Here is a 24,785-nt window from a genome sequence, read left to right as displayed (position 1 = left end):
TTTAAAGAAAGCCTCAACATATGTTGAGGCTTTTTGTATTTTGGGTTAATGAACTCACAGCACTATCATTCATCCATGAAGCTAGGTTACATCGGTCTTCCATGACCTCACCTCATTACACTGCGAAACTTCGTTTCGGTTGTAATTCGCCTAATTAAGTATGGTCGATAAAAGCCCTTCATCCATGAAGCTTATCGACATTCGTACATCCATGTACATCAAAGCCCGCTCAATGAGCGGGCTTTTTGCGTTTTATGGATTTCACTTCATACTTAAGCATCTAACCTAACATAATAATTTATTTATAATTCTGTATGCTAAGAGTTCTATCACTCCTTTTATTATTTTGTTCATTTACATCAACTGCACAGCAAATTGTTGTGTTAAGCAGTGAAGGGCCTCCACATACTATTAATGACGCTCAAAATAGCGGGATTGACCTAGATGTTGTAAAAGCGGTTTTAACGCGTCTAGGTTACGATGTGAAGTTTCATTTTGTGCCATTAGGCCGTGCTGAGTCGTTAGTTAAATCTGGTGTGTATGTAGCTATGGCACCTATTTTTGCGACAAGCGATGAGGAGCGGTTTTACGTTTCTCATCCTATTGTTAAGTATGCGCCTACGGTATTTTCGTTAAAAAATAATAAACTAACACCGCAATATTTAAGTGATTTGGAAGGTCATTCGATTATTACTTTTCAAGGTGCTCCAGGCTATTTTGGTAAAGAGTTTGAATTGCTTAGTGAGCAAAATAACTACTTTGAATCACCTAGCATGAAGGTGATCCCTGAGTTAATTAGAAAGGGGCGTTATGACTATGCTGTGCTAGATAAGTATATTTTCTATTACTTTTATCGCTTTGTTGATAAACAGAGAGATCTTTCTATATTTGAAGAACACGCGTTGATTCCATCGGTAACCGCAAGTGCAGCGTTTTCGGATAAGTCGCTTCGAGATGAGTTTAATCGAGAATTAGCTATATTTTTGCTTGATGACGGTTATCGTAAGGTTGTGGAAAAGTATCTTGGTAAGTTGGAGTAAATGACGAAGCGCGTAACGCGCTCCGCCGTGCCTTTTATAATTTAAATTCGTTTACTGTTTTATTTAAATTACCAGCAAGGCTCCGTAATATCTGTGCTTCTCTTGCTAACTCATTGGCATGTTGTGATGTATTGTTAACTAACGAGTTAATTGAGCTTAAGTTATTATTAATATCCTCAGCGACGACAGTTTGCTCTTCTGTTGCGGTTGCAATTTGATGGTTTTGATCTTGAACTAAACTCACCGATGTTGAAATATCGGTGAAGGCTTGTAGCACTTGTTGTGTTTTGTCACTTGAGCGTGATACTTGCTCTTTTCCTTGTTCCATCATTTGCGTTGCTTGCACTGCGATTTGCTGTAAGCGAGTGATCATATTACGAATGTCATCAGTTGACTCTTGAGTACGACTAGCAAGCGTTCTTACTTCATCTGCCACTACCGCAAAGCCTCTACCTTGTTCACCCGCTCTGGCTGCTTCTATAGCGGCGTTAAGGGCGAGTAAGTTAGTTTGTTCCGCGATGCTATTAATTACATCAACTACGCTGCCAATATTATTCGATTCTTGCTCCAACCCTGACACAACTTCAGCTGCATTCTGAATATGCTCAGAGAGTGACTGCATTTCATGTTGCGCAGTATTTGAAAGGGTCACACCTTTGCTCGTTAACTGGTTTACTGAATCGGTGCCCTCGTTGGCTTGCTGAGCATTGCGTGATATTTCTAAAACAGTTGCTGCCATTTCAGTTACCGCGGTGCTGACATTATCTACTTCGTCTTTTTCTTGCAGAATTTCTTGGTGAGTTTCTTCAGATACTCGGCTTAATTCCGCTGAGGCACTATCAAGTTGAATTGATTGATCGCGTGTATTAATGAGTAACGTTCGTAGCTTATCGATAAAGGTATTAACATGGTTTGCTAATTGACCAACTTCGTCTTGGCTATCAACGCTAATGCGTTTGGTTAGGTCGCCCTCACCTGAAGCGATATCTTGCATGGTTTCTGTTAGCGCTGAAATTGGTTTAACAATCATTTGTGTAGCGAAAAAAATCATCGCCATAATAATAGCTAGAATAATAATTACGCTTGATGTAGTGGCCCATGCAGCTTTTTTTACAGGCGTATTAATATAACTTTCAGGCACAAGCAAACCTAAATACCAATTTAAGCTTGGTTTACTTAGCTCTAATCGTTGGTATACAACAAAGTAAGTTTCACCATTAAGTGTTACTTGGCTATGCCCCGATTTCTGCTGTTTCATTTGACTGTTGAGAGCGGTAAAACCAGTGGTGTTTGGCATTTGTGATTCAAGAGCAGATAAGTCGTCTTTTGAAATGCCACGAGACTCATCTTCAATCACCGATAGTGTGTGTTTTGTGCGGTTTGATAAGTGTACAACTTTCTGTTCATGATCGAGTAAAAAGCCATAGCCAACATTGTTAAATTGTATTTGTTCAATCATTTCTGCAATGTTGTTAAGTTTTAGGTCTACTCCACCTACACCAATTAGTTTTCGATTACTGTCATAAACAGTTTGTTGCACTACGGCTGATACGTTACCTGTGGTTAAATCAATAGCGAGAGGACCAACATATAAGCCATCATGTTTTAGTGCGTCTTGCCACCAACCGCGTTTATATGCAAAGTACTCAGCGCCGTTGTATTGTGTTGTACGCTCATTTTCTTTGAAGTAAGCGCCAGTATTCGCAGAGGCAAAAAAAGCGGAAAGAATATTACTATCAGAACCACTAATCCTGATGAAGTCTTGGTTGATGGTGTTGTATCCTTGCGATCTTTGATAATCAGCACCTCGCTCGGTCCAATTTGCGAACCATTCGACTAAATGTGGATTAGTAACAAAGGTTTCTACAACGCGACCATATTGCGAAAAAAAGCCTTCAATATTAAGTTTTTCGGTTTTTAAATAGCTTTTCGCCTCAGATTCGACGGAGGCGCGTGATAGGTTTGAAATATGGCTAACAAAATAAAAGGCTGAGAGTATAAGCAGCACAGTAATTGTACCGCCAATTAGTAATAGGATTTTCTTTCTCAAGGACAAATTATTTAACATTCTTATACTTCCTGAGGGCTAAACAGTTGAATTTTTATCGATACAGAACCACGTAAGCAGACGCAACATTATTGTTATATAATCGGATTTTGTTCTTAGACTCTATCTAGTAATGATTAATAATTCAAATAATGGCGTTGTAGTGGGGGCAGGTTGGCTAGGGCAGCCTTTGGCTAATAGTCTTGAAGCCGATGGTTGGCAGGTTGTTAGAACAAGTCGCCAAGCTAAAAATAAGCCCAACTGGGCGCAATTAAACCTAGAGAAAGGTATTTGTGAGGTAGATATGCCGCATGCTGTGTGGTTTTTCTGTATGCCACCTGGTCGTACTATTGAGGCTCAGCGCGCATATTCTCAGTACTTAACTGAGAGTTTAGCATTGGCTAAAGCACAACAGGCTAAACGCTTTGTATTTTGCTCTACAACCGGTGTTTATCCAACTAAAGCTCAAACTTATACCGAGCTAAGTGCGTTTGATGCATCAGCTGAAAAGCAATCGCGACTATTAGAAAATGAGCAACAAGTGGCTGATAGTGGTCTGGATTATGTTATTGTTCGCTTAGGTGGGCTTATGGGTGAAAAGCGTCACCCAGGGCGTTTTTTAAGTGGCAAAACATTATCATCAAGCGCCAATGCGTTAGTAAATATGCTGCATCAAGATGATGCAGTCACTGGTTTATCATTTGTTGCGACGCATAACCTTACTTCGTCGATTGTTAATTTAGTAACGCCACATCATCCGAGCAAGCAGGCGTTTTACGCAGAGGCTACTAAATTACTCGAAGTTGAAGGCGTGAACTTTGAAAATAATAATTTAGAAGAGCGTATTATCTCAAGTGATTTACTTGTAGAGCAGGGCTTTCAGTTTAAATACGATAACTTGTTTAAGGCCCTAAAACACTGCTAATAAAATCCGCGGTATTTCTTAGCGTTTAAATGTCAGGTGCCCGCCAAGGCGATATTTACTGCCCGGTGAAATAAGGCGAGTAAAGCTTACAACACCATTTGATGACCAAGTGCGACGAATAACTTGTAAACAAGGCTCTTCATTAAACAGCGATAGCCATTGGCTGATTTGAGGGCTTGGCATTATTGCTTCAACGGTATGACGCGCTTCGGTAAGTGGCGCCACTTCGCATAAATATTCGTGCGGCGTTACTTGTTCAAAGTTTTGCTGCAGATACCCTGGCGCAAATGCTGGGTTTACAAAACGCTCTTCGACTTGAATTGGTGTGCCATTTTCAAGGTGCACAAGCACCGAACGGTATACTAGGCTGTCTTGTTCAACGCCTAAAGCAATTGCGATCGGTGCAATTGCGGGCATTGATTCTAAAATTTCAGGAATACACTTATGTTCACTGCCACGCTCTTTGATTTCATCGGCAATGTTACGAATTTCTAGCAAGTTAGACTGTGATTTAAAACTTGCGACAAAAGTCCCTAATCCTTGTGTGCGGCTCAGAATGCCAGCGTCTGTTAACTCACTAAGTGCACGCCTTGCTGTCATACGGCTTACACTAAATTGCTCGGCGAGTTCATTTTCTGACGCTACCCGGCTGTTCTCGGCCCATTCGCCTGATTTTATCTTGCCAATGATGTATTGTTTTATTTGCGCGAATTTAGGTTGTGCCATAGTAACAGTGTTGTTGATTATTCAATTGTTTTAAGCCTTTTACCTAAGCATTAACGAGTAATCAAGCTATAGTTGATAAAAGATACAATGAAGATGGCATAATTGTATTGTATATACAAGTCTTCTTGGTAGACTTTCATTTTTAAGAGTAGATGTAATTTGAGTTAGTTATGACAGCCAATGATGTAAATACGGCAGCGAAGCAGAGTTTTGATTTAGTGATCACCAATGTTCATATAGCAACCATGGACAGTGCAATAGACGATACCTATGGCACGGTGCTAAATGCTGCTTTGGGTATTAAAGGAGGCAAAATTGCTTGGTGTGGAAATGCAACGGATTTTCCGGAGTTTGATAGTTTGCAAACCCCTGTAGTAAATGGTCACGGTAAATGGATTACGCCAAGCTTGATTGATTGCCATACTCATATTGTATGTGCTGGTAATCGTGCTAACGAATTTGAAATGCGTTTAAATGGTGCAAGCTATCAAGAGATTGCAGCGCAAGGCGGTGGCATTATCTCAACAGTAAAAGCGACACGAGAGGCTGATCATGAAGCACTATTTGTTAGCGCAAAAGATCGTTTAAATGCATTGTTGAACGAAGGTGTTACTACAGTTGAAATTAAGTCAGGTTACGGTTTAGATCTAGACAGTGAAATTAAAATGCTCGAAGTCGCAGAGCAACTGAATCAACACCACCCAATTGATGTACAAAAAACGTTTCTTGGTGCGCACGCATTAGCGCCAGAATATAAAGATAAAGCTGATGATTACATTACCTTAGTATGTGATGAAATGATGCCAAAAGTGGCTGAGCTTAACTTAGCCGATGCTGTAGATGCGTTTTGTGAGGGGGTTGGTTTTTCAAACGAACAAACTCGCCGTGTATTTGATGCAGCGAAAAAGCTTAATCTTCCTGTAAAACTTCATGCAGAACAGCTTTCAAACTTGAAAAGTGCCCAATTAGTTGCAGAGTATAACGGGTTGTCGGCGGATCATATTGAGTTTCTTGATGAGGCGGGTGTTGTGGCAATGGCGCAAGCTAATACAGTCGCAGTGCTGCTACCAGGTGCTTTTTACTTTTTACGTGAGACACAATTACCACCTATTGAGCTGCTGCGTAAACATAAAGTAGCTATGGCTATTGCCACCGATTTCAACCCTGGTACGTCACCCATTTGCTCGGTACAATTAATGCTTAACATGGCATGTACATTATTTAGATTAACTCCTGCTGAATCACTTGCGGGCGTTACGGTTAATGCAGCTCGCGCGTTGGGGTTAACGGACCGAGGCGTAATTAAAGTAGGACTAAACGCTGATTTTGTGCTCTGGGATATTGATTCTCCGGCGCAGTTATCGTATCAATATGGCGTCAACCCTTTGAAGGGACTATGGAAAGATGGTCAGCAATTAAAGTAGGAAGCTATTTCCTATGAGAGGCGTATGAAAAAAGTAATAGCAGCGAGCGGTTTAACGCTTAGTTCGTTTTCATTGTTTGCAGCAACAGAAACGAGCATCTTTACATTTCCTAGTTTAGTGGCTGGGATGTTGCTTGTGAGCTGGTTATTAGCGATTCTGCAAGCTGGCAACGCAGTAAATCGTGTGTTGGATATTTTGCTTGGTGTGGCAACACTGGCATTTCTTTCAACCCATAACCTTGTTGCTATTATTATTTGCGCCTTGATTTTGTTAGCTGAATGCTATTTTTCGCAGCAAAAAAAGGCACAGCGTATGGCGCTATGGCTAAACGTTGTTAGTTTATTGCTATTCCTTGGCTTTTCAGTCGCTTTCTTTACAGATTACTTAAGTGGCGCTTGGCCACCTGTTGCAGTTGTATTTCACTATATTTTTGCCAACCTTGATACCTACTTTAGACGTGAAAAGCGCCTTAGAATAGCCTTGTCTTCGCAATTGCACACCAATGAAGCCCATAACGACAAACAGTTGCTACTTGAGCGCAGCTTATTTCTAAATGGCTATGACAATTGGCAAGTTCAATCACTCAACCGTGTTTTGGTTTTAATTAAGCTTGAGGGGTTGGGTCAAATTAATCGTATGGTGGGCCATGACTTTGGTGATTTATTAATTGCTAAGCTCGGCAAAAAAATTAATGATGAATTAAATACCGGTGATGTACTGTCGTTATCGTTATTTAATGAAGACGTGCAGCTTTGTTATTTAGGTGGGGTTGATTTTGCCTTTGCCGTTGATACTACGAATGAAGCGCATATTCATCAGCGTTTAATTCACCGTATATACGACGTAGTGCACAACAAACCTACGCAAGTTGACAACATCGATTCAGAGCTTTCTTTACGAGCTGCGATTGTTGAAGACAAAAAACAATTAACAGCACAGCAGTTACTCGCACAAGCGCATTTAGCAATCGAATTTACGTCAGAAATAGATTGGTTAATTACCTTCCAAAAAGAGATAGCAGAGCGAGCAGACAAACGTAGACAGCTACTATCTGATTTATCAGTGCTTGATTTTGATAAAGATTTTCAGCTTTATTTTCAACCGGTTATTGATATCGAAACAAATCAAATTTTGTTTATCGAGTTGCTGTTGCGTTGGCATCATCCAAAGTTTGGTACTTTAGAGGCAAAACACTTTATTGATGAAATTAGTGCCGCGGGATTAACATTACCGATTGCACGTTGGGTGTCAGAGAAAGCGGCAGAATTAGCGTTAGCAATTAAGCTTGAAGAGATTAATGTACCGATAAGCGTTAATTTATTTGGTAAAGAATTGCTGCAAGATGAGTTTATTGATCACCTTGCTGATGTGCTGGTAGAGCACAGGTTAACCGAAGGCGATATTATTATCGAAGCGCCAGTGAATGTGTTTATGGGGTTGCCTGATTTTGGTGAATCGATTTTACGACGCCTTAAAGAAAATAACATTGCGGTGTGTTTAGACGACTTAGGTATTGAGCCATTGCAATTATCTAGATTGCCTCGTCTTGCGTTAAATTATGTCAAAGTTGATGGTTCAATCGTTAAAGAGCTAACGGAAAATGTAAATACGCGCAGCTTATTAAGCGGCATTATTGATATGAGTAATAGCTTAGGTATTAAGGTGGTGTGTGAGGGGATCGAATCTGAAACTCAATATACCTATATCAATAGTATGAAGTGCCATGCTGCGCAAGGCTATTTATTCTCAAGACCATTACCGAATGTAGGCTTGTTGGGATGGTTAAAGCAGTGGCAAAAACGTCTTGCCAACGGTGAGCGCCCTTATTAGGCGCTCATGTTATTTGTAAATCTGTTTTGTAAGCTAGTTAAGCTTCACGACCACTTAAATAGCTGGCAACAAGTGCAGCTAAGATTTGTCCGGCCTCATTCATTCCTTGGTTTACACCACTAGCATGCTCGCTTGGTGCAGCCTCACAAAGGTGCAAGTAGCGGGTGTATGGATTTAGCGCTAATTGATAAACAAATTGCTCAGCTTCATACACTGCCAAACCACAATTGGTAAAGGCACTGACAGGCATATAAGAAATGCTATCAACATCGACCTCAATCCCCATAGGCAATTGATAGCCTTGCATTCGTGCAAGCGCGGCTTTATTTGCCTCGTTCAGGCTAAGCTCTTGTCTTACCTTAATCGCTTGATAAGAATCATAAGAGAACCCAGCATCATGCATACGGTCAATGATGGCTTGATTGTTCTTTAACTCATGCATAGCGATTACGTGATAGTCACGTAAATAGTTTTGCTGGTGTGCATAACTAAAGCCGTTGCCACTATGTCTGCCTTCAGTGGCTCTAAAGTCAGCATGAGGGTCTAAGTTTATGGCGCAACAGGCTTGTTGCTTGCTTTCACTTAGTGCCTTGATAATAGGGTAGCAATTGTTATGTCCACCACCTATCACGATTGGCTCTAATCCCGCATCAAAAATCATTTGTAATACTGGGCTGGCGATATCATCAATTTCACCGCACAGTGTGCGCAGTGTATCGAGTTCGGCTGGTATTTTGTTACTCAGCCCATTACCGCGTTTCATAATATCGGCACAATCGACTTCACCAAGTAACAGTACTTTATTGCTGGCAATAAATTGGTTTGCTTGCAAGTTTAAGAACTTACTCAGGAAGGCCTGCCAACCAAGTTCGGCACCACCATTACCTAAATTGGCGCGAGGACCAATATCTTCCGGAATACCAACAAGAACGTATTTAATACCATAGGCAGATGCATCGGCGAGTGCATTTTCAATTGATTGTTGCTGATTAATAAACGAAATACTTTGCCAAACGCGCTGCTCACCTGCGCGCGCTTGACATAAATCAGCAATGCTTTGCTCGGTATATATCTTAAGCTTATTCATCTTCGTCTAAATCAATCGACAACTCTTCAGCAGAAAGGATGATGCCCGTGCTATCGGCATAGATGTAATCTCCTTCAAAGAAAGACACACCTGCAAAATTAACCGGAGCACCTAATTCGCCATAACCTTCGCTGTCTGCCGCTACTGGAATAGATGCTACTGCTTGAATACCAATATCAAGCTCTTCAAGGTCGCTAACATGGCGAACACTGCCGTAAACAACCAATCCTTCCCAGTTGTTATCAAGTGCAAGTTCAGCAAGTTCAATATCAATTAATGCGCGGCGCGTAGAGCCGCCTCCATCGATTAACAGTACTTTGCCAGAACCATCCTGTGACAAAGTCTCTCGGACAAGTTGATTGTTCTCAAAACATTTTATTGTGGTAATTTGACCAGCGAAAGCAGTTGCGCCAGCAAAATTAACAAACAAAGGTTCTAGTACGTCGATGCTATCAGCAAACTGATCACACAGGTCTGATGTATTGATTTCCATATTAGCTCCAAGGGCTTAAATAGTTTTCTCAGTATACCCTGCAGCATGATTAATACAATTGATCTCGTATGGTTTTGTAAATGATTTATCTATGCTCGTTAGGTTTTATTGTGGGTTGTAGTCAGTGTGTTTAAGTTATTGATGTTTAGGTTTCTATAAATGGCCCGCAATGAATTAAACTGAATATAACTTCCGACAAATAACCTCTGTTATTGGCTGTCATAAATAGGTCATCAAACTTCCATCTTAATTACGTGAAACTGTCACCTGATTGTTACTTAGTGAATCTAAAGTCAAACTAACTCCTTGCAATTGAGAATTGCTATGCAAACCATTTCACAGTTAGACCGAAAAGCATTTTTTAAATTGTTTAATCACCAAGCGTCTAAACGCAGGTTATACGTCATAAAAGCGGTGTCAAAATTGGGGGATGGCTTTTTGTATTTACTTGTTGGGGCAGCATGCTATTTGATTGATACTGAAACCAGTAAGTTAGCATTATTTGCTTTGGTTTTAGGGTTTTCAGTGGAGCGACCCGTTTACTTCTTTTTGAAAAATACCTTAAAGCGTGAAAGGCCTAGCCAGTCAATTGTCGAAGGCTTTGTGGTGCCAAGTGACCGTTTTAGTTTGCCATCAGGCCATAGCTCCGCTGCATGGCTGTTTGCCTGCGTTATTACTTGGTATTTTCCTGAATTTAGTTACGTATTATTTTTGGCAGTTGGCATTTCATTGTCACGCGTAATGCTTGGTGTGCACTATCCATGCGACATTATCGTAGGCGCTATACTAGGTACAGGGTTTGCGTTTGTAGGTATTTTCGGAGCTTCATTATGAAAATTTTATATGGCATTCAAGGTACTGGTAATGGGCATATTACACGTGCTCGGGCAATGGCTAAGTCATTCGCAAAAAGCAGTATTAAAGTGGATTACTTTTTTAGCGGCCGACCTGCAAATAAGTATTTTGATATGTCTGACTTTAATGACTACCAAACACGAGATGGTTTTACTTTTGCCATCGAAAACGGGTGTGTAAATAAGCTCAAAACCCTTAAAAATATTCGCGTTGGTCAATTTATTCACGATGTTAAAAAGTTTAATTTATCGGGCTATGACTTAGTTATTAATGATTTTGAGCCCATCTCAGCGTGGGCAGCGAAACTTGCTAAAGTACCTTGCATTGGCATTAGTCACCAAGCCTCTTTTTTATCAAACAAAGTACCGTCGCAAGGGGCGACCTTGTTAACGCGTTTGGGTTTAAAGTTGTTTGCACCTGCTGATTGTTACTTGGGCGTTCACTGGTTTCCGTATCATCAAAATATTATTCCGCCATTTATCGAGCCAGTTAAAAGCTGGCAAAAAGACAACTTTATTGAAAATAAGATCTTGGTTTATTTACCTTTTGAAGATCCAAAGAAGATCATTGCGTTATTACAGCATTTTCCAGAATACGAATTTTATTGCTATCACCCACAGTTAAGTAATAAAAGCATTAATCACCACATTCATCTGCGCTCACCGTGCCGGGTTGGTTTTTTAAATGATTTGGTCTCTGCCTCTGGCACGATAGGTAACGCGGGTTTTGAGTTATCAAGCGAAGCGCTGCGTTATGGTAAAAAGTTACTACTAAAACCGCTCGATGGCCAATTTGAGCAAGCGTCAAATGCATTTACCTTAGTCAATGCTGGGCTTGCTACTAGTATGTCTTGTTTAAATACCGATGTAGTGGACGATTGGCTCTCGGTTAATAACAAACAAGCGATTAATTTTCCAAGTGATCCTAGTCCGTTAACCGACTGGATAGCAGCGGGTGCAAGTGATGTAAAAGCCTTATCAGATAACTTATGGCAAAACATTCAGCTTCCTATGTTTGCAAGCTAATCTACTTTTAGCACAATTTTATATAGCATCTATACTTTTATAAGCTTTCTAAAAATTATATGAAACAGAGGTTTATATGGAGCTGCTACAACGCTTAACAATTAAAGCTCGGCTACAGTTAAATGCTTTTTTTGTGGGTGCAGCAATGTTTATATTGCTGCTAGTGATTCTTTATGAAGCATCAGTGATGCTTAAACTGAATACAGCGATTCAGTTAACAGAAGAGCTGGCTATTCATGAAGGAGTTTTGCGTAAACATGAAAAGAATTTTTTATTTTATAAAAACGTCGAATCGCTAGAGCTGTTCGATAATGAGTTTAAGTTACTGAAAAATAAATCGAGCAACTTAAATGATCTACTGCAAGAGCTTGATATATCAAACAAAACATTAGCTGAGTTGAACGGCATAATCGACCAATACAATGCCGATTTTAACGAGGTGGTGGCACTGCAACGACGCATTGGTTTGCACCCGAAAGATGCAGCTTATGGTAATTTAAGGGCTGCAGTTCATCAAGTTGAAACCTTGTTAAAGCAGCAGAATAACTATCAGTTACTCGCCGATATGTTGCAGTTACGCCGCAACGAGAAAGACTTTATGTTGCGCCTCGACAAAAAATACTTAACGCGTTTTAACAACAATATTGATAAATTTAAAGGAAATATCCAGCAAGCTGACCTAGATTCGAGTTATCAATCGCAACTCTCAACCCTATTAGATACTTATCAGCGGGAATTTTCAGCTTTAGTATCAGCACAAGAGGCGCTAGGGCTAGACCTAGAGTCAGGTGCCTTGGGCAAAATGGCCGCCAGTGTAGCGAAAAGCGATATACTGGTCGATCAAATGATTGCTGAGACAAAAAAGGCTATTGAACAAAGCGCCGACTTTACCTCAACTGTGGCTATAATTATATTTGTATTGTCAACGATTGTTGTAATGACATTGGTTTATATGACTAGTCGCTCAATTATTTTACCTGTAAATAAGGTTTGCGACATTATTCATACTATCCGGAGCACTAATGACTTAACGCGCAGTGTGCAAAGTGCAGGTCAAGACGAAATTGCACGAATGACAGGTGATTTTGACTCCTTTATTAATGACTTTAAAAACCTTATTTTTGAGGTCAAGCAAGCACTCGGCATTCTAAATTCGGCAACAGAAAACCTTGCCAATACCACAGCTGAAACCAGTGAAGGTATGCGTGAACAATTACATGAAGCGGATATGGTAGCCACAGCCGCGACTGAGATGCAGGCAACAATTCAAGATATTTCACACAATACTGAGGCTGCAGCTAAAAAAGCAGAGTCAACTAACGAAAGTGCAATGCAAGGTAAGCAAGAGGTTGACTCTACAGTAGCGCGTATCTCTGAATTGACTAATTCACTTACTCATGCGTCTGATGTTGTAACTCAACTAGAGCAAGATGCCGTAACAATTGGCTCTGTGCTTGATGTTATTCGTGGTATCGCTGAACAAACTAACTTACTTGCACTTAATGCGGCAATTGAGGCGGCGCGTGCAGGTGAGCAAGGGCGCGGCTTTGCGGTAGTTGCTGATGAAGTACGCTCACTGGCACAAAGAACGCAAGATTCAACACAAGAAATCGAAAGTATTATCTCGACATTACAACAGCGCACGCAAGAGGTTGTAAGTGTAATGGAACGCTGTAAAACGCAGGGGAGTTCAAGTTCAGAGCAAGCAGTACAAGCGGGTACCTTGCTCTACTCGATTAGTGAAGATGTACAAACGATTATGGATATGAGCACACAAATTGCCACGGCAATAGATGAGCAAAATCAGGTGGCGTCTGAAGTGAATAAAAACGTTATTAAAATTCGTGATATTGCGGAGCAAGCGGCAGCGCATTCAGAAACGAATGCGCAAACCAGTGAAGAAGTGTCGACTCAGGCTGAAGTACTGCACAGAGCAATTGAAAAATTTAATGTGTAATCTTAATTGGGATCAAGGCGTCGCGAGACGCTTTGCCTTGTTTTAAGTTGGCTAAGTATGTTTGCCATAGCGCATCATGATTTTGAGCTAAGTGAAACAAATAATCCCAACTATAAAGCCCGGTATTATGACCATCATTAAAGATAATGCGCACGGCATAGTGACCGACTTGCTCTATCGCTTGTATGGTAACGTCTTTTTTGTTGGTTACTAAAATCGGTTTGCCATGACCTTGCACCTCTGCAGAAGGCGAATTAACACGTAAAAATTCGGGTGTAAATGTGTGCTGAGTTTGCCCCTCAAAATACACATCGAGCAAGTTTGAAACACGGTGATAATGCAATTTAGAAACTAACATAAAATACCCAAATAAAAAGGCGCCAATGAGCGCCTTTTCTATTGTTATAAAAGACGAGTCAAATTATAAGATAAAACGACTTAAATCTTCATCTTTAACTAATTCACCTAAGAAACGCTCAACGTAGGCTGCATCTACAATCAGGCTTTCACCTGATTTTTCGCTCGCATCATATGAAATTTCTTCCATTAGTCGTTCCATTACTGTGTGTAATCGACGTGCACCAATGTTTTCGGTTTTTTCGTTTACTTGCCACGCAGCTTCCGCAATCTTAGTGATTGAGTCGTCACGGAACTCAACGTTAACACCTTCAGTGCCCATTAGCGCTTGATATTGCTCTGTAAGCGATGCGTGCGGTTCAGTTAAAATTCGCTCGAAATCAGATGATGTTAGTGCTTCTAGTTCTACACGAATTGGTAAACGGCCTTGTAGCTCAGGAATAAGATCCGATGGTTTTGCCATTTGGAACGCACCTGATGCAATAAACAGAATATGGTCAGTTTTAACCATGCCGTGTTTAGTATTTACTGTTGAACCTTCAACAAGTGGTAGTAAGTCGCGCTGAACACCTTCACGGCTTACATCTGGACCTGATGATTCACCGCGCTTACAGATTTTGTCTATTTCATCAATAAACACAATACCGTTTTGCTCAACAGCGTTGATAGCTTGCTCTTTTAGCTCTTCAGGGTTTACTAGCTTTGCAGCTTCTTCTTCAGTAAGTAGCTTAAACGCGTCCTTAATTTTTAGTTTACGCTTAGACTTTTTTTCGCCACCCATGTTCTGGAACATGCTTTGTAGCTGATTAGTCATCTCTTCCATGCCTGGAGGCGCCATAATTTCAACGCCAACAGGCGCTTGAGAAACATCAATTTCGATTTCTTTATCGTCTAATTGACCTTCGCGTAATTTCTTGCGAAATGCTTGACGTGTTGCGTTATTTTCAGAATCTTGCGCTTGGCCCCATGCATCTTTTGCTGGTGGCAATAAGGCATCTAAAATGCGCTCTTCCGCGGCTTCTTCAGCTCTGAATTTGTACTTTTCGGTTTGTTGTTCACGTGTCATCTTCACTGCAATATCAGCAAGATCGCGAATAATGGTTTCAACTTCTTTACCAACGTAACCTACTTCAGTGAATTTCGTTGCTTCAACTTTAATAAATGGCGCGTTAGCTAGTTTTGCTAAACGGCGTGCAATTTCAGTTTTACCTACACCCGTTGGGCCAATCATTAAAATATTCTTTGGCGTTACTTCACTGCGCAGCGCTTCGTCAAGTTGCATACGACGCCAGCGGTTACGAAGGGCAATCGCAACGGCTTTTTTAGCTTTGTTTTGACCAATAATGTGCTGGTCTAACTCATGTACAATTTCTCTTGGTGTCATTGCAGACATATTTAATTACCCCAGTTCTTCAATGGTTTGGAAGTTATTCGTGAAAACGCAAATATCGCCTGCAATTTTAAGGCTTTTTTCTACAATTTCGCGTGCGCTTAAGTCAGTATTTTCAAGTAATGCGGTTGCTGATGCTTGGGCGAAGTTGCCGCCACTGCCAATAGCGATTAGGTCATGCTCAGGCTGCACTACATCACCATTACCTGTGATAATCAGTGATGCAGTTTCATCTGCGACGGCTAGTAGCGCTTCGAGTTTTCTTAATGCGCGGTCAGTTCGCCAATCTTTGGCCATTTCAACAGCCGCTTTGGTTAAGTGGCCCTGATGCATTTCAAGTTTAGTTTCAAAACGTTCAAATAGTGTAAAAGCGTCGGCTGTACCGCCCGCAAATCCGGCAAGTACTTTACCGTTATAAAGACGACGCACTTTTTTTGCGTTGCCTTTCATTACTGTGTTGCCCAGTGAAACTTGGCCATCACCGCCAATCACTACTTTGCCTTCGCGGCGCACAGAAACTATCGTAGTCATAAATAAACCTTAGGTTTAATCTGTTAATTTCAATTGTTATTGATATGGGGAGTAAACAAAGGATTTCAAGGCTTGGCGAGGGAACTTGGTAGCAAAACAAAACTACCAAGCTTTAATTTGTGTTAGTTGTGTTACTTAGGCATTAGATAAATGCGACAGCGAGAAATGCGCGCACGTTTAATTTGGTTGTTCGCACTTTCAGCAAGACGCTTGGTGGCAAACGGTTCTATTTTTACGCGATACCATACGCCATTTTTACCTTCTGTACGGTCTACATCGGCAATGAGGCCGGTCTTAAACGCAATTTGTGCTTTTAACGCTTCTGCATCATCACGATTACGTAGCGATGCACATTGCATATAGTAGGGGCCTTTTTGTTCTTGTTCTGTAACTTCAACTTCAATGTTGGCATTTTCAATTTCTTCGATGAAATCGGGCTTTTTCGGCTTAGGCTTAGGTGCTTTTGTCTGTTCTTTGGCAACTTTTTGCTGCGATGCTTTTACATCGCTATTAGTGGTAATAAAGTACAAGCCATAAATACCGGCCGACACTAAAACAACCGCGGCTACTAACGCAGCAACAGGAAAAGGGCGTTTGCTTGGGGTTGTTTTTTTAGGGGCACGTTTTTTATTTACGTAATCTCTTTGGGCCATTGTTTACTATTTTCTTATGCCATTGAAACTGGGTCGATATCGATACTCCAGCGGACCTTTGTTGCTAGCTTACTTTGACTTATGTAGCTAACAAGTTGATGTAGGTATAAGTGCAATTTCTTGCGCTCATTACCTTGAATATGGAGCTGGTAGCGGTATTTGCCTGCAATGCGCTCAAGTGCTGCAGGAACAGGTCCGAGCAATTGTATACCAGAAGGCAGTTGTTCTGGAATAAGGTCGTATAAAAAATTATTGATGTCGTTTAGCTTATGCGATTCGCAACGAATGATTGCAAGACTAGTGTAGGGGGGGAGCAAGGTTTCTTGACGTTCACGCAAAGCATAACGGGAGAAGTCTTGGTAGCCATTATTAATTAAGTCTTGTAATAGCGGATGTTCTGGAAAATGCGTTTGGAGCAATACCGTGCCGGCTTCACCGCTACGCCCTGCGCGACCTGAAACTTGGGTAATTAATTGGGCTAGGTGCTCTGTAGCGCGAAAATCGTAAGAGTAGAGTCCGCTATCGACATCCATAATGACGACTAACGACACTTCACTAAAATGATGTCCTTTAGCGAGCATTTGCGTGCCAATTAAAATGCGTGGTTCGCCTTTGTTTATGTCGTGCAATACGCTTTCCAAACTGCCTTTTTTGCGGGTTGAATCGCGGTCAACTCGGGTGATTGGGGTGTCTGGAAAGCTCTCAGCTAAAAACTCAGCAACTTGCTCTGTACCTTGTCCTGCAGGGATAATTTGCGTACTACCACAACTTGGACATTGTGTTGGCACATGCTCTTGCGCACCGCAATGATGGCAAATTAAATTGCGAATATGTTTGTGATAGGTGGCATTGGCGCTACAATGTTGGCATTGGCTTAACCAGCCACATTCGTGGCAAATAAGACTAGGCGAAAAACCTCTACGATTTAAAAACACCATAATTTGCTTACCTTTAGTAAGCTCTTTTTTGATGTAATCAAGCGTTGCAAGCGCAAGACCAGACTGCTGATGCTGCCCTCGCATATCAAGTAGCACATACTGATTATCGCTTTGTGTTTGTGCTCGCTCAGTTAATGTAAGCAATTGGTACTTATTATTTGTGGCATTATGAATCGTTTCGAGCGACGGCGTTGCACTACCTAAAATTAGTGGAATAGCAAGTTTAGCAGCGCGGAAGCAAGCTAAATCACGGGCGTGGTAGCGCAGAGAATCTTGCTGTTTAAATGACAAGTCGTGCTCTTCATCAACAATAATTATCGCAAGTTTGGCAAATGGTAAAAACACACTAGAGCGGGTGCCAATTACGATGGCAGCGCTTTGAGTTTGTGCTGCACGCCAAGTTGATAGGCGTTCATTATCCGTCATTGCTGAGTGCCAAAGCATAATAGGCACATTAGGAAAGCGCCTACGAAAGCGGTTAACGGTTTGTGGCGTTAAGCCAATTTCGGGTACCAGTACTAACGCTTGTTTACCTTGTTGCAATGGCTTTTCTAAAGCTTGCAGATAAACTTCTGTTTTTCCGCTGCCAGTTACACCTTCAAGCAAATAGCACGTATAGCCTGTAGCTTGATTAATTGCTGCAAGTGCAATAGCTTGTTCACGCTTAAGTTTGGGTTTATCGCCGATTGCGATAGGTTTTGATTGCCAATCACGATTATATTCAACCGTTTTCTCAATAATCGCTTTTTCCAGCAGTGATTTAACGGTTGCACTACTAAACCCGAGCGCACTCAATTCGGTAACTGGCGTACTGCCCGAATCAACTAAATGCTCGATTAGTTGGCGCTGTTTTTTACCATTCACTGATGCATTTTCATCGACCAGTTTAATGATGGGCACCGCAGACTTATCAAGTGCTTCGCCTTTATTTAACAGAGTTGGTAGTGCAACTTGGTAGCACTCTCCAAGCGGGTTTTGATAATAATGACTCGCAAATTCGATCAGGCTAATCATATGGCGATCAATAATCGCGTTGTTATCAATTAAACGTGAAATAGGTTTTAGTTTATCGAGAAATTCACTATTTGATTTTAACGCAACAACAATGCCGATAAGTTGCTGACGACCAAATTGAACTGCAACACGACAACCCACCGCAATATTAGTTTGAAACTGAGGTTCTACGAGGTAATCAAAGTTACGGTAAAGCGGTATATTTAAGGCAATTTCTGCAACAACAGGCGTAGTCATTCAACTTTTATTTTTAGAGCGCATTTGTGGAAATTAAATCATGGCATTGTGTTTGCGGCTAGTGTTAAACAAAATTTATCTGAAGATGGTTAAAGATCTTGCTATTGATATGTTAGTTGGCTAGAATTCGCGCCCTATATATTTTTGTTTAACAACGTATGGTGCCAGACTTCGGGTTTGGAGAGCGATGCGGCCTAATTAGAGGTTTACTATGAAAGAAGGTATCCACCCTAAGTACGAAGCAATCAATGCTACTTGTTCTTGTGGTAACAAATTCGAAACGCGTTCAACTCTTTGTAAAGACATCCACTTAGATGTTTGTTCAGAGTGTCACCCGTTCTACACTGGTAAGCAAAAAGTGCTTGATACAGGTGGTCGTGTTGATCGCTTCAACAAGCGTTTTGGCGCGCTTTCAAGCAAAAAATAAGAGCTATTTTAGTTCTTTCAAAAAAGCACCTAAGGGTGCTTTTTTTGTATCTAAAATTTAATATGAATTTTTGTCATGTTATATGGTTTTTCTATGTCTTTTTATTCTAAATAGATGGCTATATACTGGATTATAGATAGCTTCAATATTCATTATTTTTACTATCTGTTGGCAAAATAGTATCTGTCGAGTGTAAAAAATAGATGGCTGTGAATCTGGTCGGATCTGAATTAACTTCAATCTGGTAATGATTTAGCAGAAAATATCCACAAGCCTATTGTTGTAAATTCAACTATGGTCTTAGGTTAAGATATAACCGCATTTAACTTCTATTTACTCTAAATGCCGTACTATTAAACCAGTATCTCTCACTTTTAACATCGTAGGATAAGGCACGCATGTCTGACATAAGAGAAAAAGCGCTACAATACCATTCTGAACCCGTTCCTGGAAAAATCAGCATCGAATTAACCAAACCAGCAGAGACAGTTAATGATCTTGCATTAGCTTATAGTCCTGGTGTTGCTGAACCGGTTCGTGAGATCGCAGCAGATCCGAACAATGCATACAAATATACTGCAAAGGGTAATATGGTCGCTGTTATCTCAAACGGTACTGCAATTTTAGGTTTAGGTAATTTAGGGCCGCTTGCATCAAAACCTGTTATGGAAGGTAAGGCGTTATTATTTAAGCGTTTTGCTGGTTTAGATTCAATTGATATTGAAGTTAAGCACCGTACTACCGAAGACTTTATTAATACTGTAGAAAATATTGCAGATACTTTTGGAGGTATTAACCTAGAAGATATTAAAGCGCCAGAGTGTTTTGAAATTGAAAAAGCGCTTATTGAACGTTGCAGTGTGCCAGTATTTCATGATGACCAACATGGTACCGCGATTGTAACTGCGGCGGGCATGCTGAATGCGTTAGAGATCCAAGGTAAAAAGTTAAAAGATGCATTAATTGTATGTTTAGGTGCAGGTGCAGCAGCAATTGCGTGTATGGAGCTGTTAATTAAATGTGGTGCACAACGTGAGCACATTTATATGCTTGATAGAAAAGGGGTTATTCATACGCGTCGTGAAGACCTAAATGAATACAAAATGCTATTTGCAAACAATACAGATAAGCGCACCTTACAAGATGTTATTGAAGAAGCAGACGTATTTGTGGGTGTTTCAGGTCCTGACTTACTTGCTCCTGAAGATTTAAAGCTGATGGCAAATAAGCCAGTAGTATTTGCGTGTTCTAACCCTGATCCGGAAATTAAACCGGAAGTGGCGAATGCTGCGCGCAATGATTTAATTATGGCTACAGGTCGTTCAGATTACCCTAACCAAGTTAACAACGTATTGTGCTTCCCGTTTATTTTCCGTGGTGCGCTTGATGTGCGCGCAACAGCGATTAATGACGAAATGAAAATTGCGGCGGTAAATGCGATTCGCGAAATTGCTAAAGAGCCAGTACCGCAAGAGGTATTGTCAGCGTCTGGTGAATCAAATCTTGAATTTGGTAAAGATTACATCATTCCTAAGCCAATGGACCCGCGTTTGCTTCCGCGTGTAGCGCGTGCTGTTGCTGAAGCCGCGGTTGAGTCGGGCGTTGCGCAGATTGAAATGCCAGAAAACTACATGCTTTAACTTGATTAAAAGCAAAAAAAACCTCAGCAATTGCTGAGGTTTTTTTTATTCATCTTCAAGCTCTGGAACTGGTAAGCCGCGTTCAGCAAGAATTTCTTTTACCCGCTGCGGAATATGCTCAGGGTTATCTTTTCTCAAATCTTCATCGTCTGGCAATGGCTGACCTGTAAACGCATGCAAAAATGCTTCACACAGTAGTTCGCTATTGGTTGCATGACGTAAGTTATTTACTTGTCTACGAGTGCGCTCGTCTGTCAGTACTTTCAATACGTTAAGTGGGATAGATACGGTAATTTTTTTCACTTGTTCTGATTTTTTACCGTGTTCTGCATATGGGTGAATATATTCACCGTTCCATTCAGTTGCCATAAAGTGTACTAGCCTATATCTGTTACGATTTAATTTTGACGATAGCCTGTATATTAAGAGGCAAAATTTTATCGTTTTAAAATATATAGTCAAATATCATTTATTTGGCTATATAGACGTGTAAAAGTTTTGACTTCCACTGTTTAGTGGTTTAACCTTTTAGACGTCTAAACATCTAATTGGCAGAGTTATGAAGCAGAACAAACAAACAACCCTTGCTGTTCGCAATGGCATTACCGCAGATAAGCATCATGGTGCGGTTGTTCCACCGTTATATTTATCGACGACTTATTCGTTCGCCGATTTTGATAAAAAGCGTGATTATGATTATGGCCGTAGCGGTAATCCTAATCGCGATATTTTGGCTGATACGCTTGCTAAGCTAGAAGGTGGTAAAAAGGGGATTGTAACTGCAACAGGTATGGCTGCTGTTCACTTATGCACACAAATCTTAACACCAGAAGACACCATTTTAATTCCTCATGATTGCTATGGCGGCAGTTACCGTTTATTCACGAGCCTTGAAAAACGCGGTTTATTAAAAGTAGCGGTTGTCGACTTTACACAAGCGTCTTGCTATGAGCAGATTAAAGCAATTAAACCTAAGCTAGTGTGGATTGAAACGCCAAGTAACCCAGTTTTACGTTTAACTGACATTGCCAAAGTAGTGGAAGTTTCTCATTCGGTAGGGGCGTTAGTGGGAACTGACAACACGTTTTTATCTCCTGCATTACAAAACCCAATTTCATTTGGTGTAGATATTGTTATCCACTCAACCACAAAATACATCAATGGCCACTCAGATGTTGTTGGTGGCGTGGTTATCACACGCACTGCGGAGTTAGGTGAAGAGCTCGCTTGGTGGGCAAATAATATTGGCATTACAGGTGCGCCATTTGATGCGTATTTAACGCTGCGTGGTATTCGTACTTTAAATGTGCGTATTAAACAGCACCAAGAAAACGCATTTGCCATCGCTCGTTACTTAGAGACATGTGAGCATGTAGAGAAAGTCTATTACCCAGGCCTTGAAAGTCATCCACAACATGACTTAGCAAAAGCACAGCAAAAAGGTTTTGGTGGCATGGTGAGCTTTAGTATTAAAGGCACAATTGAAGATACGGCTAAATTTTTAACGAGTGTAGAACAGTTTAGCCTTGCTGAATCACTTGGTGGTGTAGAGAGCTTAATTTGCCACCCGGCTACCATGACACACGCCGGCATGGCGCCTGAAGCACGCATTAAAGCGGGCGTAAACGATACGTTAATTCGTATTTCTGTTGGTATTGAAGATGTTGAAGATTTAATCGCAGATCTTGAACAAGCATTTGCAAAAACAATTAACAAAGATGTCGCTGCTGGTGGAGAAAAAAGCACTCAATGCTGCGCTGCACGACCTGCATTGTGGTGATTATTTAAATGACAAAACAAGTATATAAATTTGGTGGGTCAAGCCTAAGCAGTGCTAAGCGCTACCATGCAGTTGCCAATATTTGTCAGCAACTAGCGTATGGCGATGCCATTGTTGTATCTGCAGCAGGTAAAACGACCGACACGCTTGTGCGCTTGTGGTCGTGTTATCACAATCAAGATCATAAAGGTGTTGGCGAGGTAATTGCGTTACTAAAAGATCACCAATGCGCACTGATTTCTGAATTACTAGGTGATAAAAGTGAAGTGTATGCTCACTTTATTGATGATATTAATGCAATCTCTCAACGTGCTGGCTGTGCAGAGTTAGAGCAGGCGTGGTTGCTTGCTCACGGTGAGCTGTGGTCTGCCCGATTACTTGCGCATTATTTAAATAAGCAAGGGGTTGCTGCGACTCACTTTGATAGCCGCAAGCTATTTGTTGTTGCACAAAATAATCTTAAGCATCAAGAAAATACTGCACGCTGTCAGGCATTAAAGAGCGATCAACTTAATGTGGTGACAGGATTTATCGCAAGTGACGAAGTGGGTAACACGGTGACGCTAGGCCGAAATGGTAGCGATTACAGTGCGACTTTGCTTGGTAAATATATTAATGCCAGCAGTGTTACAATTTGGACAGATACTCAAGGCGTTTACAGTACCGATCCACGTAAAGTAGAGAAGGCGGTTAAATACAATAAAATTAGCCAGCAGCAAGCACAACAATTAGCGCGATTGGGTAACCCTGTATTGCATGCTAAAACGCTTACACCATTAAAAGACAGCGATATTAAATTAGTCGTTCGTAGTAGCTACGATAGCCATAGTGATGGCACGCAAGTGGTTGCTAACGAACAAGCGAAAGCAAAACGTTTTTTAACGACACTAGCCAGTGTTGATGTATTTCAACTTACTCATAACAATAAAGATAGCATTCGAGAGTTAAGCATTATTCTGCAGCATCCGCTTCAGCCGCTTGAGGTAGAGGGAAATACGTTACTGCTTGTACCAAGTCAGTTTGGCGAGCAAGTTGCGTCATATTATTTACAAGATGCGGTGCTTATTGAATCGAATGTTTCTGGTGTGGCAATCGTGAGCGAGGCCGGCAGTGAATCGCAGTTACTTGAAAGTGCAAAAGCATTATTAGAGAAGCAAAGCATGACATTACGTGGTGCGTGGAGTCAAAATGGCTTTGCTATTTTACTTGGCGACCAGTTGCTTGAAAGCGATACGCTGTCATTATTACATGAAGAATTGATCACCGCTAAACAAGAATTAGCTGTGATTGTGGCGGGTATTGGTAATGTTGGAGAGGTGTTTTTATCACAGCTTAATGACCAGTTAGCGCGTCTAAATACTTTGTTACCAGTTAAGTTAGTAGGCTTATTGCGCTCAAGTACGAGTTTGTTAAATGGCCAGGGTATCGAGCTGGCAACAGCCAGTGCAAACTTCAAAAATAATGCAAAAGCGTCGTCACCTGAGCAGATTATCGAGTTTATTAAAGAGCTTGATTATGGTCATAAAGTGGTGATTGATATCACGGCAAGTGAAGCGTTTAGTAAGTTATACCCTGAATTTGCGTTGCACGATTGTCATATTATTTCAGCAAATAAATATGCGGGCACCGCAGAGCTAAATTGGTATGAAAATTTACGCCGCTTGCAGACAGAGAAAAATTTACTATGGCGTTACAACACAAGTGTAGGTGCCGGTTTACCAATTAATTTTGCTTTAAAAGACCTGCAAAACTCAGGCGATAAAATCACTAAAATTAGTGGTGTGTTCTCGGGCACATTGTCTTGGTTAGGGGCAAATTATTCGCTCGATAAAAAGTTCTCAGATTTAGTTGAGCAAGCACGAGAGCTGGGCTTTACCGAGCCTGATCCGCGTGAAGATCTTTCTGGTCGTGATGTGCAAAGAAAGTTACTTATTTTGGCGAGAGAGCTTGGTTTATCACTTGAACTAGACGACATTGAGTTATCGGCGTGGATGCCAGGAGAGCTTGCCGAAGGGTCTTGGCAAGATGCATTAGCAAAACGTGAGTCACTTGATACATTTGTGGAAGAGCTCGCTCTAGATGCACAAAGAGAAGGTAAAACGCTTAGGTATGTGGCTGAGCTTGATACCACAACCTCACCTATTACGGCAAAAGTGGGGTTAAAAGCTGTTGCTCCATCAGCTGCGGTTGCAACACTAACTCCGAGCGATAACATTTTTGTGATCAATAGTGTTTGGTATGCTGACAACGCATTGATTATTCAAGGACCTGGAGCAGGGCGTGAAGTTACCGCTGCGGGAGTGCATTCTGATTTATATTGGCTTTGCCATAAGCTATCAGAGTAATTAACCTTAACTCAGGGTAATTAATATTAAAAAGCCGCTAACAGTGTTAGCGGCTTTTTGTTTT

21 protein-coding genes are annotated in these 24,785 nt (G+C 41.0%); 11 read left to right on the top strand and 10 right to left on the bottom strand.

Annotated features, from left to right (window positions below; translation table 11 throughout):
- Nucleotides 1-380 precede the first annotated feature (380 nt).
- Nucleotides 381-1,040, top strand: a complete 660-nt coding sequence (locus L1068_RS19800; protein ID WP_237131605.1) for a transporter substrate-binding domain-containing protein — start codon at nt 381-383, stop codon at nt 1,038-1,040.
- A 34-nt stretch (nt 1,041-1,074) separates the two neighbouring features.
- On the opposite strand, the gene L1068_RS19795 is transcribed toward L1068_RS19800, so the two are convergent.
- Nucleotides 1,075-3,108 (bottom strand): methyl-accepting chemotaxis protein, encoded by a 2,034-nt coding sequence (locus tag L1068_RS19795; RefSeq protein WP_237131604.1) that lies wholly within the window; start codon nt 3,106-3,108, stop codon nt 1,075-1,077.
- A gap of 112 nt (nt 3,109-3,220) precedes the next feature.
- Between L1068_RS19795 and L1068_RS19790 the strand changes: the two genes are divergently transcribed.
- The gene (locus L1068_RS19790) at nt 3,221-4,012 is read left to right on the top strand and encodes an NAD-dependent epimerase/dehydratase family protein (RefSeq protein ID WP_237131603.1); all 792 of its coding nucleotides are present in this window, start codon (nt 3,221-3,223) and stop codon (nt 4,010-4,012) included.
- Between the two features lie 18 nt (nt 4,013-4,030).
- Here the strand turns inward: L1068_RS19790 and hutC are convergent, their stop codons facing one another.
- Nucleotides 4,031-4,738, bottom strand: a complete 708-nt coding sequence (gene hutC / locus L1068_RS19785; RefSeq protein WP_054981127.1) for a histidine utilization repressor — start codon at nt 4,736-4,738, stop codon at nt 4,031-4,033.
- A 170-nt stretch (nt 4,739-4,908) separates the two neighbouring features.
- Between hutC and hutI the strand changes: the two genes are divergently transcribed.
- Both hutI and L1068_RS19775 read left to right on the top strand, forming a co-directional pair.
- A complete protein-coding gene (gene hutI, locus L1068_RS19780) occupies nt 4,909-6,162 on the top strand; it encodes an imidazolonepropionase (RefSeq protein ID WP_237131602.1) in 1,254 nt (417 codons plus the stop codon).
- A 24-nt stretch (nt 6,163-6,186) separates the two neighbouring features.
- Nucleotides 6,187-7,992: a GGDEF domain-containing phosphodiesterase gene (locus L1068_RS19775; protein ID WP_237131601.1), complete on the top strand. Its 1,806-nt coding sequence runs from the start codon at nt 6,187-6,189 to the stop codon at nt 7,990-7,992.
- A gap of 37 nt (nt 7,993-8,029) precedes the next feature.
- Here the strand turns inward: L1068_RS19775 and L1068_RS19770 are convergent, their stop codons facing one another.
- Nucleotides 8,030-9,079, bottom strand: a complete 1,050-nt coding sequence (locus tag L1068_RS19770) for a formimidoylglutamase (protein WP_237131600.1) — start codon at nt 9,077-9,079, stop codon at nt 8,030-8,032.
- The gene (gene rraA / locus L1068_RS19765) at nt 9,072-9,572 is read right to left on the bottom strand and encodes a ribonuclease E activity regulator RraA (RefSeq protein WP_237131599.1); all 501 of its coding nucleotides are present in this window, start codon (nt 9,570-9,572) and stop codon (nt 9,072-9,074) included. The genes L1068_RS19770 and rraA overlap by 8 nt, the downstream gene beginning before the upstream one ends.
- A 324-nt stretch (nt 9,573-9,896) precedes the next feature.
- Between rraA and L1068_RS19760 the strand changes: the two genes are divergently transcribed.
- The 3 genes from L1068_RS19760 (at nt 9,897) to L1068_RS19750 (ending at nt 13,409) form a co-directional block, all read left to right on the top strand.
- Nucleotides 9,897-10,406, top strand: a complete 510-nt coding sequence (locus tag L1068_RS19760; RefSeq protein ID WP_237131598.1) for a phosphatase PAP2 family protein — start codon at nt 9,897-9,899, stop codon at nt 10,404-10,406.
- Nucleotides 10,403-11,452 (top strand): MJ1255/VC2487 family glycosyltransferase, encoded by a 1,050-nt coding sequence (locus L1068_RS19755; protein ID WP_237131597.1) that lies wholly within the window; start codon nt 10,403-10,405, stop codon nt 11,450-11,452. The genes L1068_RS19760 and L1068_RS19755 overlap by 4 nt, the downstream gene beginning before the upstream one ends.
- Nucleotides 11,453-11,528: 76 nt before the next feature.
- A complete protein-coding gene (locus L1068_RS19750; RefSeq protein WP_237131596.1) occupies nt 11,529-13,409 on the top strand; it encodes a methyl-accepting chemotaxis protein in 1,881 nt (626 codons plus the stop codon).
- Here L1068_RS19750 and L1068_RS19745 read toward each other — a convergent pair.
- The 5 genes from L1068_RS19745 to priA all read right to left on the bottom strand — a co-directional run bounded on the left by L1068_RS19745 (nt 13,399) and on the right by priA (nt 18,529).
- Nucleotides 13,399-13,767, bottom strand: a complete 369-nt coding sequence (locus tag L1068_RS19745; protein ID WP_237131595.1) for a gamma-butyrobetaine hydroxylase-like domain-containing protein — start codon at nt 13,765-13,767, stop codon at nt 13,399-13,401. The two genes, L1068_RS19750 and L1068_RS19745, sit on opposite strands and share 11 nt — an antisense overlap.
- Nucleotides 13,768-13,830: 63 nt before the next feature.
- Nucleotides 13,831-15,159: an HslU--HslV peptidase ATPase subunit gene (gene hslU / locus L1068_RS19740; RefSeq protein WP_237131594.1), complete on the bottom strand. Its 1,329-nt coding sequence runs from the start codon at nt 15,157-15,159 to the stop codon at nt 13,831-13,833.
- A 6-nt stretch (nt 15,160-15,165) separates the two neighbouring features.
- Nucleotides 15,166-15,687, bottom strand: coding sequence for an ATP-dependent protease subunit HslV (gene hslV / locus L1068_RS19735; protein WP_010562151.1), 522 nt, complete (start codon nt 15,685-15,687; stop codon nt 15,166-15,168).
- Between the two features lie 131 nt (nt 15,688-15,818).
- Nucleotides 15,819-16,340, bottom strand: coding sequence for an SPOR domain-containing protein (locus tag L1068_RS19730; protein WP_100914210.1), 522 nt, complete (start codon nt 16,338-16,340; stop codon nt 15,819-15,821).
- Between the two features lie 14 nt (nt 16,341-16,354).
- Entirely contained in the window at nt 16,355-18,529 is a 2,175-nt protein-coding gene (gene priA / locus L1068_RS19725) for a primosomal protein N' (protein ID WP_237131593.1), read from the bottom strand.
- A gap of 211 nt (nt 18,530-18,740) precedes the next feature.
- Between priA and rpmE the strand changes: the two genes are divergently transcribed.
- Together rpmE and L1068_RS19715 are read left to right on the top strand one after the other, a co-directional pair.
- The gene (rpmE, locus tag L1068_RS19720; protein WP_010562148.1) at nt 18,741-18,956 is read left to right on the top strand and encodes a 50S ribosomal protein L31; all 216 of its coding nucleotides are present in this window, start codon (nt 18,741-18,743) and stop codon (nt 18,954-18,956) included.
- Between the two features lie 398 nt (nt 18,957-19,354).
- A complete protein-coding gene (locus L1068_RS19715; RefSeq protein WP_237131592.1) occupies nt 19,355-20,596 on the top strand; it encodes a malic enzyme-like NAD(P)-binding protein in 1,242 nt (413 codons plus the stop codon).
- A 45-nt stretch (nt 20,597-20,641) separates the two neighbouring features.
- Here L1068_RS19715 and metJ read toward each other — a convergent pair whose 3' ends face one another.
- Nucleotides 20,642-20,965, bottom strand: coding sequence for a met regulon transcriptional regulator MetJ (gene metJ / locus L1068_RS19710; RefSeq protein ID WP_010562146.1), 324 nt, complete (start codon nt 20,963-20,965; stop codon nt 20,642-20,644).
- A gap of 190 nt (nt 20,966-21,155) precedes the next feature.
- On the opposite strand from metJ, the gene metB reads away from it, so the two are divergent.
- Together metB and metL are read left to right on the top strand one after the other, a co-directional pair.
- Nucleotides 21,156-22,376 (top strand): cystathionine gamma-synthase, encoded by a 1,221-nt coding sequence (gene metB / locus L1068_RS19705; RefSeq protein ID WP_237131591.1) that lies wholly within the window; start codon nt 21,156-21,158, stop codon nt 22,374-22,376.
- Nucleotides 22,377-22,384: 8 nt separating this feature from the next.
- On the top strand, nt 22,385-24,721 hold the full coding sequence (gene metL / locus L1068_RS19700; RefSeq protein ID WP_237131590.1) for a bifunctional aspartate kinase/homoserine dehydrogenase II: 2,337 nt from the start codon (nt 22,385-22,387) through the stop codon (nt 24,719-24,721).
- The last annotated feature ends 64 nt before the right edge of the window (nt 24,722-24,785 follow it).

It is taken from the genome of Pseudoalteromonas sp. MMG024, assembly GCF_021654175.1.
Lineage (GTDB): Bacteria > Pseudomonadota > Gammaproteobacteria > Enterobacterales > Alteromonadaceae > Pseudoalteromonas.
The sequence above is the reverse complement of the archived record's forward strand: the minus strand, read 5'-3'. Positions and strand labels throughout refer to the sequence as shown.

What these genes read in the sequence shown, in the direction of transcription:
- L1068_RS19795 (WP_237131604.1), bottom strand. Translation starts at nt 3,108, where the DNA reads ATGTTAAATAATTTGTCCTTGAGAAAGAAAATCCTATTACTAATTGGC.
- L1068_RS19790 (WP_237131603.1), top strand. Translation starts at nt 3,221, where the DNA reads ATGATTAATAATTCAAATAATGGCGTTGTAGTGGGGGCAGGTTGGCTA.
- hutC (WP_054981127.1), bottom strand. Translation starts at nt 4,738, where the DNA reads ATGGCACAACCTAAATTCGCGCAAATAAAACAATACATCATTGGCAAG.
- hutI (WP_237131602.1), top strand. Translation starts at nt 4,909, where the DNA reads ATGACAGCCAATGATGTAAATACGGCAGCGAAGCAGAGTTTTGATTTA.
- L1068_RS19775 (WP_237131601.1), top strand. Translation starts at nt 6,187, where the DNA reads ATGAAAAAAGTAATAGCAGCGAGCGGTTTAACGCTTAGTTCGTTTTCA.
- L1068_RS19770 (WP_237131600.1), bottom strand. Translation starts at nt 9,079, where the DNA reads ATGAATAAGCTTAAGATATATACCGAGCAAAGCATTGCTGATTTATGT.
- rraA (WP_237131599.1), bottom strand. Translation starts at nt 9,572, where the DNA reads ATGGAAATCAATACATCAGACCTGTGTGATCAGTTTGCTGATAGCATC.
- L1068_RS19760 (WP_237131598.1), top strand. Translation starts at nt 9,897, where the DNA reads ATGCAAACCATTTCACAGTTAGACCGAAAAGCATTTTTTAAATTGTTT.
- L1068_RS19755 (WP_237131597.1), top strand. Translation starts at nt 10,403, where the DNA reads ATGAAAATTTTATATGGCATTCAAGGTACTGGTAATGGGCATATTACA.
- L1068_RS19750 (WP_237131596.1), top strand. Translation starts at nt 11,529, where the DNA reads ATGGAGCTGCTACAACGCTTAACAATTAAAGCTCGGCTACAGTTAAAT.
- L1068_RS19745 (WP_237131595.1), bottom strand. Translation starts at nt 13,767, where the DNA reads ATGTTAGTTTCTAAATTGCATTATCACCGTGTTTCAAACTTGCTCGAT.
- hslU (WP_237131594.1), bottom strand. Translation starts at nt 15,159, where the DNA reads ATGTCTGCAATGACACCAAGAGAAATTGTACATGAGTTAGACCAGCAC.
- hslV (WP_010562151.1), bottom strand. Translation starts at nt 15,687, where the DNA reads ATGACTACGATAGTTTCTGTGCGCCGCGAAGGCAAAGTAGTGATTGGC.
- L1068_RS19730 (WP_100914210.1), bottom strand. Translation starts at nt 16,340, where the DNA reads ATGGCCCAAAGAGATTACGTAAATAAAAAACGTGCCCCTAAAAAAACA.
- priA (WP_237131593.1), bottom strand. Translation starts at nt 18,529, where the DNA reads ATGACTACGCCTGTTGTTGCAGAAATTGCCTTAAATATACCGCTTTAC.
- rpmE (WP_010562148.1), top strand. Translation starts at nt 18,741, where the DNA reads ATGAAAGAAGGTATCCACCCTAAGTACGAAGCAATCAATGCTACTTGT.
- L1068_RS19715 (WP_237131592.1), top strand. Translation starts at nt 19,355, where the DNA reads ATGTCTGACATAAGAGAAAAAGCGCTACAATACCATTCTGAACCCGTT.
- metJ (WP_010562146.1), bottom strand. Translation starts at nt 20,965, where the DNA reads ATGGCAACTGAATGGAACGGTGAATATATTCACCCATATGCAGAACAC.
- metB (WP_237131591.1), top strand. Translation starts at nt 21,156, where the DNA reads ATGAAGCAGAACAAACAAACAACCCTTGCTGTTCGCAATGGCATTACC.
- metL (WP_237131590.1), top strand. Translation starts at nt 22,385, where the DNA reads ATGACAAAACAAGTATATAAATTTGGTGGGTCAAGCCTAAGCAGTGCT.